This window comes from Acinetobacter sp. YH12126, assembly GCF_013418745.1.
GTDB lineage: Bacteria > Pseudomonadota > Gammaproteobacteria > Pseudomonadales > Moraxellaceae > Acinetobacter > Acinetobacter amyesii.
The window spans coordinates 47,221-59,746 of sequence record NZ_VPBM01000017.1 but is presented as its reverse complement, the minus strand read 5'-3'; the positions used below and the strand labels follow the sequence as shown (position 1 = coordinate 59,746).

Sequence of the window (12,526 nt, the reverse complement as noted above, 5' to 3'; positions counted from 1 at the left end):
ATTGTGCTTTAATCACTTTCGCGAAAAAGCGAGGCAAATGGGTGCAGGCAAAGGCATTTTTTCATACAATAGGCGCACCTCGATATAGGTGTGAATAATGAGTAATACAACCCCTGATTTTCAAGCAGACGATTTTTTATTAGACCATTACGTCGGCAACACGCCGTTAGTGCGTTTACAGCGTCTGGCAAGTCATACTCAAGCAACAGTATTAGCCAAGTTAGAAGGCAATAACCCAGCGGGTTCGGTGAAAGATCGCCCTGCATATAACATGATTATGCAAGCGGAAAAGCGTGGTCAGATTAAACCGGGTGATACGTTGATTGAAGCGACGAGCGGAAACACAGGGATTGCTTTAGCTATGGTTGCAGCAATGCGTGGCTATAAAATGACCTTGATCATGCCTGCAAGTTCTAGCCAAGAGCGTAAAGATGCCATGCGTGCCTACGGTGCTGAACTGATCGAATCTGAAAACATGGAAGAAGCACGTGATCTTGCCCTTCAAATGGAAAAAGACGGCAAAGGTTTAGTCCTAAACCAGTTTGGTAACCCAGACAATGTGGAAGCACATTACCTTACTACTGGGCCTGAAATTTGGAAACAAACAGGCGGTAAAATTACACATTTCGTCAGCTCAATGGGAACCACCGGGACCATTATGGGGATTTCGAAATATTTAAAAGAACAAAATTCGGATATTCAAATTGTTGGTTTACAACCGTCTGAAGGCTCAAACATTGCTGGTATTCGCCGTTGGCCACAAGAATATCTTCCTACGATTTTTGACCCTTCACGTGTTGATCGCATTATGGATATTCCGCAAATTGAAGCGGAAAAAACGGCTCGTCGTTTAGCACGTACAGAAGGTATCAGTGCAGGTACCTCATCGGGTGGTGCGGTATGGGCTTCAGTTAAATTGGCTGAAGAAAATCCGGATGCCGTGATTGTTTGCATCGTATGTGACCGTGGTGACCGCTACTTGTCTACTGGTCTATTCTCTGTTGTTGATCCTGAATAATTACAGTGGCCGATCGGCACTGGTGAGTACTTATGCGTTTACCTGTTTTAATTTTTGATATCGAAACACTGACAGATTTGAAGTCAGGTGCGCATTTGTATGGACTGGATCTGCCTGAGGTGGATCTAGATGCTGCGCTGACTAAACTGCGTCGCCAAGAGGCGGGCACGGATTTTCAGCGTTTGGCCTTGCATGAAATTGTCTGTATCTCTGGACTATGGATTGATGAAAAGGGCATGAAGTTGTTTTCATTTAGCCGTGAAGACAATAGCGAAGCTGAAATTTTAAAAAAATTCGTTTCTATTTTTGAAAAGCGTCATCCGACCTTGGTCAGTTGGAACGGTTCACAGTTTGATTTGCCTGTGATTTTGTTCCGTGCCATGTATCACGGACTATCTGCACCAAGTTTGTTCGATCAGGGCGAGATTGATACGCAAAAGCGCTATAATAACTACCAGAATCGTTATCATCATCGTCATGTAGATTTGATGGATGTCATGGCCATGTTCCATGGTCGTCATTTTCAAAAGCTCGACGATGCAGCACATTTACTTGGTTTCCCCGGTAAACGTGGTGATTGTGGCTACCATGTGCCTGAATATGTGCGTGAACAACAGTGGATGGAACTGACCAGCTACTGTGAAGGTGATGTGCTCAATACATGGTTGATTTATTTACGCTGGCTGTTGCTGAAAGGACAGTTATTGTTAAATGATCATCAGCACCTGATTCAAAGCACGATTCAATATTTACAAACTCAGCCGCAACACGCTGATTTTTTATCGGTATGGCAGCAAACCTCGCAACGTACCGAATTCACCCAATCTGATTTCCCATCTTCCACACATTAGGTACGCATGAAACACAAAGCCAAACCCCAAAAAGCCCAACAACCCATTTATACATTTCAGGTTGAATCGCTTTCACATGAGGGGCGAGGCATAGCGCACTTTGGCACGCATCCAGATCATCCTGCAGAAAAACACGGTAAGAAAGTCTTTATCCGTTATGCCTTGCCGGGTGAAACAGTGCGTGCGCGTATTACCAATGTCGTTAAGCGTCTTGAAGAAGCAGACAGTCTTGAATTACTGAGTGAAGAGTCTGCTTTACGGGTAAAACCGGCCTGCCCACATTATGGGGTCTGTGGTGGTTGTAGCATGCAGCATATCCATCCAGATGAGCAAATTCGTTTAAAACAAGACGTTTTACAATCACATTTGCAACATTTTGCCGGCATTCAGCCTGATCAATGGTTAGCTCCTTTACGTTCATTGCGTGAAGATTACCGTCGCAAAGCACGTATTGGCGTGCGTTACCTACCTGCAAAAGATAAGCTCGTGGTTGGCTTTCGTGAGAGCCAGTCAAATAAACTGACTTCGATTGACCGTTGTATGGTGTTGGATCGTGAGTTTGGCTCCATCACCACACTCAAACAACTGTTACAAGGTCTGCAAGGTAAAGCAGATATTGGGCATATGGAACTGGCCATGGGAGATCAAGAAATTGCCCTCCTGATTCGTCATACGGCGGAACTTTGCGCGGAAGATGTCAACCAATTAGTAAAATTTGCGTTACATAAAGAGTGGCAACTGTACTTACAACCTGAAGGGCCAGACAGCTTACATCGCGTGGATCATCCCGATGCACCGATGCGTCTGCACTATGGTCTAAGTGACTTTGCTGTGGAATTTGGCTTTAATCCTCAAGACTTCACGCAAGTGAATTCCACGATTAATCCGCAAATGGTGAAACTGGCATGTGAATTGCTTCAGTTACAACAAGGTGAGCGAGTTCTAGATCTGTTTTGTGGCTTAGGAAACTTTTCTTTACCACTTGCTCAATGTGTGGGTTCAACGGGTCAAGTCGTTGCAGTTGAAGGGAGTGAAGAAATGGTTCAGCGTGGTGCAGAAAATGCACAAAACAATGGCCTTTCGCAACTGAAATTTTATTCACAAGATTTAACAAAAGATTTTTCGCATCATTCTTGGGCAAAACAAGGATTTGATGCATTATTGATAGACCCACCACGTTCTGGTGCAGAAGAAATAATGCGTTATGTGCCCAAATTTGGTGCAAAAAGAATCGTTTATGTGTCATGTAATCCTGCAACACTAGCACGCGATGCTGGAATGCTGGTACAACAAGGCTACCGTTTGAAAAAAGCAGGTGTCATGGACATGTTTACCCATACAGGGCATGTCGAATCGATTGCTTTGTTCGAAAAAGAAAATCAGATAAACGATCAAAAGTTATGAAGCGTAGAAAACTAGGAGTAGGGTATGGTCACAGTACGTGAACAATTACCTGGACGTCTCAATGAGTTGTCACAGGAAACGACTGTAGAACATGCCGAGCAAGCACAGCATGATTTAGCTGAATGGCTAGAGCGTGTGAGTGGCATGTTTGACGGGGCTCCTCTAAAGCAACTCGAAGAAGTTGCACATCTGACCTTACAGAATGAACTTGAAACAACGGTCAACCATCGCTCAAATACCTTCTATACGGGTATTGAAATGGCGGATATTCTTGCCCATCTGTATGCGGATGAAGATACGTTATCAGCAGCTATGCTGTATCGAAGTGTTCGTGAAGGCGTAACCAGTTTAGAAGAAGTCCAAAGCAAATTTGGCGATCAAGTGCATGCTTTGGTGAAAGGCACGCTTGCCATGGGTAAGTTGTCTGACCTGATTGAGCAAAATAAACGTCTAGAAGATCATTTTAATAATAATCAGCGTGAACATTTGACCGGCATTTATAAAATGCTGATTTCGGTGACCGAAGATGTTCGTGTTGTATTAATCAAACTTTCTGAACGTACCTATGCATTACGTGAGTTGGCGCACTCAACCAAAGAGCGTCAAGAGCGTGTCGCACGAGAAATTTTAACTATTTACTCGCCGCTCGCGCACCGTTTAGGGATTGCACAGCTCAAGTGGGAGCTTGAAGATCTTGCTTTCCGTTATCTAGCACCTGAACGCTATAAAGAAATTGCCTCTTTACTGAATGAAAAACGTTTAGAGCGTGAGCAATATATTCAGTTCGTGACAGAAAAGTTGCGTAAAGAACTATTAGATCATGGCATTGAGGCCGAGATTAATGGTCGGGTGAAACACATTTATTCGATTTATCGAAAAATGAAGAGTAAGAACCTGAGCTTTGATCAGCTTTATGACATTCGAGCGGTTCGCGTTTTGGTGGATAATGTACCTGAGTGTTATCACACACTGGGGATCGTTCATCAGATTTGGCGTCATATTCCGCATCAGTTCGATGATTATATTACTAACCCGAAAGCCAATGGTTATCGCTCACTGCACACGGCCGTGATTGCAGAGAACAAATCTTTAGAAGTGCAAATTCGTACGCATAATATGCACGAAGAAGCTGAGCTCGGGGTGTGTTCGCACTTTAACTATAAAGAAGGTTCTAAAACCACAGACTATTCATTTAATCATCGCTTACATTCTTTACGTGCAGTGCTTGAACATTATCAAGAACGAAATGATGCTAGCGCCCATAAAGAAGATGAGGCTTCTGAAAACTTCGAACAAATCCAAGAGTTTGAAGATTTTGAGAAAATCTATGTGTTCAGTCGTGATGGTGATATCAAAGAATTACCACGCGGTTCGACCGTGCTTGACTTTGCCTATCATGTGCATACTGAAGTGGGCAACAAGTGCTATGCAGCACGGGTGAACCAACGTTATGTACCTTTAACCTATACCCTAAAAACTGGGGAACAGGTCGAGATTTTAACCAAGAAAGATCGTGAGCCTAACCGAGATTGGTTGGTAAACTCGCTGGGTTATATCAAGACGGCTCGTGCACGTGATAAGTTGCGTCATTGGTTCCGTCAGCAAGACCGTAGTAAAAACTTGGAAGTGGGACGTGAGATTCTTAATAAAGAATTGTCACGTTTGGCGATTCACCCGAAAAGTATCGATTTGAATGATTACTGCAATCATTTTAATGTGAAATTGGGTGAAGATATATTGATTGGCTTGGTGAGTGGTGACATTAGCTTGCATGCTTTAATCAATCAGGTTAACCGTCATATGCACCTCGATCAGGATGAGCCTGAACTGGTGTTAAAACCAACTTTGAACCCACGTGCAAGTCATACGCTTTCGGCGCATGGTATTTTGATTGATGGTTTGGACAATGTAGAACTACACATTGCTCAGTGTTGTCAGCCTGTGCATGGTGAATCGATTGCTGGTTATATCACCCTGAATCGTGGCGTAAGTATCCATAAGGTCGCATGTCCGGATTATATCCGTATGATTGGGCAAGAGCCTGAACGTGCGGTTGAAGCGGATTGGGAAATGCAGCCAACTCGTGGTCAAAGTGTGCAAATCGTGGTGGAAGCTTATGACCGTCGTGGTTTGCTTAAAGATCTGACTCAAGTGATTTTCTCAGACCAAATCAATATTCGTCAGGTGAATACCATTTCCGAGAGTGATGGTATTGCCAATATGAAGCTGTTGATTGAAGTGAAAGGCTTGGCGCAGTTGTCGAAACTGTTGGCACGTTTAGAGCAACAACCAGGCATTATTAGCGCACGTCGATTGGTACAAGGTAGCTAAAAATAAAGTTGTATAAAAAACCCGCTGCGCGCGGGTTTTTTTATTATATTGGGGGAGAGAAATTATAAAATTGAATGCTTATGCTGCCTTCAGAGCTTTTTGAAAAGCGTCGACAGAATTTAACACGAGCGATTGACCATTGGGTGGCAACAGGCCCTTTTAAAAATGGTAAAGCCGTGTGTGAACATTTTGGCTTATCAGTTCCTTTAATTTCCCAATTATTAAATAGTCATCGGCAGATTGGAGAGAAATTTGCACGTGAGTTAGAGTCACAATTGGGACTCATAAAGGGAAGTTTGGATGATGAAGTTCAGTTTATAGAGCAAGACAAGCGCACTAAGAAACAAGCAAGCTTGGTCCTTTTTGAAATGCAGGTGATTGAGACACAGGCATTTTCGTTAAAACCGATTTCAAATAATGCATCTCAATATTCAGCATTATTTAAAAACACTCAAGACCTGTATTTCATTCGCATCACAGCGTCGTATTATGCACCTATATTACAAGAGGGTTGGCTTGTGGTCTGTGATGAACGGCGAGGGGTAGAGAGATCGGATCTAGCCTGTGTATATTTGCGAAATGGCTTAAATTTAATTTTAAACGTGATACAGCAAACAGATGATACATGGCAATTTGCAAGTCTAGACCAAAAACGACAGGTAGAATTCCTGCAATCCGATATTAAAAAGTTACATCCTATTATTGCGATTTTGCCTAGCTCATTTATTTAAGGTAGTCGCATAAAAAAACCCATCCGAAGATGGGCTTTGATCTGAACTATAAGTTGAAAAGCTTAAGGAATCTCTTCTTCTTCAAATTCAGGCTTCACTTGTACAATGAAGTCTTGACGGTTCAGGCCACGCCATAACGCGAAGGCTGTACCAATGTAAATTGATGAATATGTACCCACAAATACACCAACAAACATTGCAACAGAGAACCATTTCAGACCATCACCGCCCAGTACCATCATCGCCACAACAACCAGTAACAGTGTCATAGAGGTGTGAATGGTACGGCGAAGTGTTTCAGTCAAAGCACTGTTCACAACTTCAAGAGGTTCAGCACCGCGAATCTTACGGAAGTTTTCACGAATACGGTCAGATACAACGATGTTATCGTTGAGCGAGAAACCAATAATCGCGAGTAGCGCAGCCAAAACTGTTAAGTCAAACGGCCACTGCATCATAGCAAAGATACCAATGGTCACCACGATATCGTGGAATAAAGACAGTACAGCACCCATCGCAAGTTTGAACTCAAAGCGAATAGTGACATAAACCAGCATGAGCAGTAGGGCAAGACCTACAGCACCCGCAGAACGCACGTAAAGTTCATTACCGACTTGACCACCCACCACATCGACTTTATGCACTTCTGCTTTATTGCCCGGCAATTGAGCGGCAGTCGTAATGGCTTTGGTTAAGTCTTCAGCTTCAATGTCTTTTTGAACTGGCATACGAACCATCAGGTCGCGGTCAGATCCTAAAGTTTGTACTACAGGATCTTTAAAACCAGCTTTTGTCAGCGCTGAGCTCACATCGGTAGATTTTACTGGTTGACTATAGTTCAACTCTGCTGCTACACCGCCAGTAAAGTCCAAACCGAGGTTTAGACCTTTGGTGCAAATAAAAAAGATACTTGCGAGCGTTAAGACAATCGATATCAAGGCTGCCGGTTTGGCAATCTTCATAAACGGAATAATGCGCTCGTTGTCAGGACGGCCGTATTGTTTCGGTTGAGTATTTTCAGTCATCTTCGATCTCCTAAATGCTCAACTTCTTCAGGTTACGTTTTTTACCATAAATGATTTGTACGATTGCACGTGTCACAGTAATTGCTGTGAACATTGAGCAGACAATACCAATCATTAGGGTAACCGCGAAGCCTTTAATTGGGCCAGTACCAATTGCGAACAGAATGAAAGCCACTAAGAATGTGGTTAAGTTGGAGTCAAAGATGGTGTTATACGCACGATCATAACCCGCAACAATCGCCTGTTTTGGCGAGGCACCCCATTTAATTTCCTCTCGTATCCGCTCACAGATCAGTACGTTGGCATCGACCGCCATACCAATGGTAATCACGATACCTGCAATACCCGGAAGGGTGAGGGACGCGCCAATCCAAGACATGATGGTTAAAATCATGGCAAGGTTAACCACGAGAGCAAAGTTGGCAATCAAACCGAACACACGGAAGAAGACCACCATCCAAATCGCAACCAATAAGAAACCGATTTGAGTTGATAATACGCCTTTGTCGATGTTTTCTTGACCGAGACTCGGACCAATCACACGTTCTTCCACGAAGTACATTGGCGCTGCCAATGCACCTGCACGTAGCATCAATGCAAGTTCAGACGCTTCTTGAGGTGAATCCAGACCAGTAATACGGAACTGAGAACCCAAGACGGCTTGAATCGTTGCCGCATTGATGACCACAGATTCGGTATAAGGTGTACGAACTTCAGTTTGTGTGCCTGTTGTAGGATCTGCAACATAACTAATTTTTTGTTTGTTCTCGATGAACAGAACAGCCATTCGTTTGCCTACAGCATTACGAGTGGCTTCAGACATCAACTTACCGCCCGCAGTATCCAAAGTAATATTTACTTCAGCACCACCTGTATCTTGGCTAAAGCCTGAAGACGCGTTTTGTACACGTTCACCCGTTAAGATACGGTTACGGTTAAGCAATAATTGACGACCGCTGTCCAAAGATTCATAAGCAAAAGCTTCGGTACCCGGCGGTAATGAGCCTTTTGCTTGACCTGTGTATGGATCGATATATTGATCGTTTAAGTCAGAAACTAAGCGGAACTCAAGGTTTGCAGTACGACCAAGTACACGTTTTGCTTCAGCAGTATCTTGTACACCCGGTAATTCAACCACAATACGGTTGCTACCTTGGGTTTGCACCAATGCTTCCGCTACACCTAACTCGTTAATACGGTTACGTAAAGTCGTTAAGTTTTGGTTAACAGCATAAGACTGAATTTCTTGTTTACGTGTATCTGTGTAGCTTAAACGTAGTGTTGAACCTTCAGTTGTTGCAACCGCTTGTTGAGTATATTCATTGCCGTTACGACGAAGGAAATCCATAGCTGCAGAACGGTCATCATTATTTGCAAATTGCATCGTAATGGTGTTGTTGTTCAAAGATAAGCTATTGAATTTTAATTTATTGTCACGAAGTTGGCGACGTAAGTCAGCCGCGGACGTTTCCATACGTTGTGAAATGGCTTTGTCCATATCCACTTCAAGTAGGAAATGTACACCACCACGTAAATCCAGACCCAGCTTCATTGGTTTAGCACCAATTTTTTGTAGCCATTCTGGCGTAGTAGGCGCAAGGTTTAATGCGACGACATAATTTTCACCGAGCCCACGACGCAGTGCTTCTTTCGCTTTTAATTGTTGTTCGCTCGAATCAACACGTAATAAAGCGGCATTATTGGTGAAGCTATTGTCATGGCTGGCAATATTTTCAGATTTTAAAATCTGCTCTGCTTTTTGTACGATGCTTTGGTCAATCTGGGTACCGGCTTTGGCACCTGAAATTTGAACAGCAGGTTCATCAGGATACAAACTTGGCAGGGCATATAATGTACTGATGACTAGTACCACTAGAATCAGTAGATATTTCCATGCTGGGTAACGCATTCGTTTTCTTCTTAAAATGAAAAAAGCCGTGCGGGTGCACGACTTATTTTTTGATTAAAGGTTATTTAGAGTGCCTTCAGGCAGAACTGAAATCACACTTGCGCGTTGTACTTTTACTTCTACGCCACGGTTCAGTTCAACAACTGCAAAATCACCTTCGATTTTTGTGATTTTACCCATTAAACCGCCCGCAAAAACAACTTCACTACCAACACCTAGGCTTTCAATTAGTGCACGATGTTCTTTTGCACGTTTTGATTGAGGGCGCCAGATCAAGAAGTAGAAGATTGCGACAAATACCGCAATCATCAACAGGTTTGCCATCATGCTTGGTTGCTGTGCAGCTTCACCTGCCGCGTGAGCAGTAGAAATAAAAAGGCTCATTTCATTTTCCTAAACTAAAAAAACTGGTTATCAATACTTTGATAAATAAATTGGACTTGTTCAGCAATTTACCTTGTCTTTTTCTTCAGCGCAAATGCTGAAAGAATTAATCTTGAGGACAAGGTGGCACTTCCATGCCGCGACGACGATAAAAGTCTTCAACAAACTCATCAAAAGTGCCATGATCGAGAGCATCACGCATCGCTTCAGTCAGACGCAGGTAATAACGTAAGTTATGAATAGTACCGAGCATCGAACCGAGCATTTCGCCGCATTTCTCAAGATGGAAGAGATAAGATTTGGTGAAATTTGTACAGGTATAACAGTCGCAATGTGGGTCAAGCGGACTTTGATCATGACGATATTTGGCATTGCGAATACGCACTAAACCGTCGGTCACAAAATAATGACCATTACGTGCATTTCGAGTTGGCATCACACAGTCAAACATATCGACACCGCGACGAACCGCTTCTACGATATCTTCTGGTTTACCGACACCCATCAAGTAACGTGGTTTATCTGCAGGCATTTTCTCTGGAAGATAATCCAATACTTTGATCATTTCTTCTTTAGGTTCGCCAACAGACAAGCCGCCAATGGCATAACCATCAAAATCAATTTCTTTCAGACCATTTAAAGATTCATCACGTAAATCTTCATACATGCCGCCTTGGATAATACCAAATAGTGCATTACGGTTTTTCAGCACGTCATGATGTTGAGTCTTACAACGTTTCGCCCAACGTAATGAAAGCTGTAGTGATTTTTGCGCTTCTTCATGTGTCGCAGGATAAGGCGTACATTCATCAAAAATCATCACGATGTCTGAATTCAGCGTGTGCTGAATATCCATCGAAATTTCAGGAGATAAAAAGACTTTAGAGCCATCAATCGGAGAGCGGAAAGTCACGCCCTCTTCTTTAATTTTGCGCATAGCGCCAAGGCTGAAGACTTGGAAACCGCCTGAATCTGTCAAAATCGGGTTATTCCATTTCATGAATTGGTGTAAACCACCATGTTCACGAATGACATCTAGGCCTGGGCGAAGATATAAATGGAAGGTATTGCCCAAAATAACTTGGGATTTAATTTCTTTAATGTCACGTGGGAGCATGCCTTTTACAGTACCGTAAGTACCGACAGGCATGAACATAGGTGTTTCAACAACACCATGTTCAAGGGTTAAACGGCCGCGACGAGCACGGCCCGATTGCGCCAATTTTTCAAACTTCATACAAGGTCCAGATCAAGGCGAAAAAACAGTTCGCTGATGGTAAGAGTGCTAAAAGTGCTCTATTTTCCTTGATTCTGCGGTTAAACGCTAGCTTTGTCGGGTGTTAAGTCTGTAAATTTATAGATTGCGTCTTGTGACAAGGCTTCATCTGAACTCTTGGCATTAAAATAGAACTGGTTAATTCGCTGCAAAATTTCTTCTTTTTCCATCGCAAATGTGCCTTTCGGGTCCGATGTCATGGCCACGATACTGTCAATAAGCTTTTGAATATAAGGATTCGTGGTTGCATAGCTTTTTTCTAAGCTTAAAAGATAGACTTCATTAGCTACATGTAAATAGTTATAAGGTTGTATTTCAACGATTTGTGCTAAATCAATCAGCAGGTCTTTATCATACTGAGACAGCTTCATACGCTTGGGTAAACTGTCGAGCTTGAGGGGTTGTTTGGATTTGAGAAAATCGTCAAGTTGTGTACTTGGAGGATTTAAAACCTGAGCTGAATAAATTCCTATTTCGGGCTGTGTCGGGACCGTGATAAAAAACAGAATATTGTCCAGTTCTATGCCGTAGGACTGAACCAAGTCGATTTTTGTTTGTTGTAGGGCATTGAGCAAGATTGAAAGATGGTTAGTTGACTCAGACTTTATCGTACTTTCTATAGAAGATGAATCAAAGTTTAAATGGCCCACTTCATTTACAGATGTCAGTTTAAACTGCGCCAAGTCTTGACTTAAAGACGGTAGGCTACGATAGCGCCATTTAGATACATTCCATCGATCATGCGTTGCAAGATATTGAGCAGAATCTTCATCTTCGGCAAAAATACTACGCTGCGTAGAGACTGCGATATAGTCCATGGACAAATAGGGATTGAACACCAACGTACATGCGTAAATATGGTCGTCTTGGTGCTGCTCATAGAGTTTGAAAAACGCCTGAATCAGCACATTTTTCAGTGCATTAATTTGATTTTGCATATTTTATTTTTCTTTCTAGTTTTGGAGGTGCTTGATCACCTCATCATTATTTTTTTTACTTTTGTGCATTAAAGCCCGAACTTAAAAGTTCGGACGATAATCAAAATTTTGGCTGGCAGCTTGATCGCGGAAAGGGCGAACCGCTTTTTTACTCAGCAATAGCGTATTAATAATATTGTTAGGAAACACTTGAATGTGATTGTTGAACAACTCAACGTTGCGGTTAAAAATAGTAATCGCCGCACCGACATTTTCGTTTTGTTCTTCAATTTCATTCATCATTTTCAGATAAATATCATTGGCTTTGAGCTCAGGATAGTTTTCAACCACAACATTCAGGCTGCGCATTAGATCTTGATTTAAGGCTTCGATACGCTGTAATTGGCTGACATCGGTACTGTTTACGTTCAAATTCATAATATTTTGACGGAGTTCAGTGACTTTTGCCAAAGTCCCTTGTTCAAAATTGGAATATTGCTCAACCAAAGGCTGTAATCCATCTAAAATTTTGATTTTTTGACGTTCATAGCTGGCTACATCTGACCATGCACGAATGGTTGCATTGTGATGTCGGACAATGTTGTTGCGAATCATGATTGCGCCAATCACCAATGCAATGATGATTAAAACAAAGATCAAAAGCCCCATAAAATTTTATC

Annotated in this window: 11 protein-coding genes; 5 read left to right on the top strand and 6 right to left on the bottom strand. The window is 42.5% G+C overall.

The window, feature by feature from the left end; all coding sequences use genetic code 11:
* Positions 1–97 precede the first annotated feature (97 nt).
* The 5 genes from cysM (at position 98) to FTU62_RS12550 (ending at position 6,335) form a co-directional block, all read left to right on the top strand.
* Entirely contained in the window at positions 98–1,018 is a 921-nt protein-coding gene (gene cysM, locus FTU62_RS12570) for a cysteine synthase CysM (RefSeq protein ID WP_180102847.1), read from the top strand.
* Positions 1,019–1,050: 32 nt separating this feature from the next.
* A complete protein-coding gene (locus FTU62_RS12565; protein WP_180102846.1) occupies positions 1,051–1,869 on the top strand; it encodes a 3'-5' exonuclease in 819 nt (272 codons plus the stop codon).
* Positions 1,870–1,875: 6 nt separating this feature from the next.
* Positions 1,876–3,273, top strand: a complete 1,398-nt coding sequence (gene rlmD, locus FTU62_RS12560) for a 23S rRNA (uracil(1939)-C(5))-methyltransferase RlmD (RefSeq protein WP_180102845.1) — start codon at positions 1,876–1,878, stop codon at positions 3,271–3,273.
* A gap of 24 nt (positions 3,274–3,297) precedes the next feature.
* Positions 3,298–5,604, top strand: coding sequence for a bifunctional (p)ppGpp synthetase/guanosine-3',5'-bis(diphosphate) 3'-pyrophosphohydrolase (locus tag FTU62_RS12555; protein WP_078194183.1), 2,307 nt, complete (start codon positions 3,298–3,300; stop codon positions 5,602–5,604).
* 80 nt (positions 5,605–5,684) lie between these two features.
* Positions 5,685–6,335 (top strand): hypothetical protein, encoded by a 651-nt coding sequence (locus FTU62_RS12550; protein ID WP_180102844.1) that lies wholly within the window; start codon positions 5,685–5,687, stop codon positions 6,333–6,335.
* Positions 6,336–6,397: 62 nt separating this feature from the next.
* Here FTU62_RS12550 and secF read toward each other — a convergent pair whose 3' ends face one another.
* The 6 genes from secF to FTU62_RS12520 all read right to left on the bottom strand — a co-directional run bounded on the left by secF (position 6,398) and on the right by FTU62_RS12520 (position 12,515).
* Positions 6,398–7,360 (bottom strand): protein translocase subunit SecF, encoded by a 963-nt coding sequence (gene secF / locus FTU62_RS12545; protein ID WP_180102843.1) that lies wholly within the window; start codon positions 7,358–7,360, stop codon positions 6,398–6,400.
* Positions 7,361–7,370: 10 nt separating this feature from the next.
* Complete coding sequence (secD, locus tag FTU62_RS12540; RefSeq protein ID WP_078194180.1) at positions 7,371–9,269, bottom strand: protein translocase subunit SecD; 1,899 nt, start codon at positions 9,267–9,269, stop codon at positions 7,371–7,373.
* A 54-nt stretch (positions 9,270–9,323) separates the two neighbouring features.
* Positions 9,324–9,653, bottom strand: coding sequence for a preprotein translocase subunit YajC (yajC, locus tag FTU62_RS12535; protein WP_078191271.1), 330 nt, complete (start codon positions 9,651–9,653; stop codon positions 9,324–9,326).
* 106 nt (positions 9,654–9,759) lie between these two features.
* On the bottom strand, positions 9,760–10,890 hold the full coding sequence (gene tgt / locus FTU62_RS12530) for a tRNA guanosine(34) transglycosylase Tgt (RefSeq protein WP_078194179.1): 1,131 nt from the start codon (positions 10,888–10,890) through the stop codon (positions 9,760–9,762).
* An 80-nt stretch (positions 10,891–10,970) separates the two neighbouring features.
* Complete coding sequence (locus tag FTU62_RS12525; RefSeq protein WP_180102842.1) at positions 10,971–11,867, bottom strand: DUF4303 domain-containing protein; 897 nt, start codon at positions 11,865–11,867, stop codon at positions 10,971–10,973.
* Positions 11,868–11,948: 81 nt separating this feature from the next.
* A complete protein-coding gene (locus tag FTU62_RS12520) occupies positions 11,949–12,515 on the bottom strand; it encodes a LemA family protein (protein WP_078191268.1) in 567 nt (188 codons plus the stop codon).
* Positions 12,516–12,526: the final 11 nt, after the last annotated feature.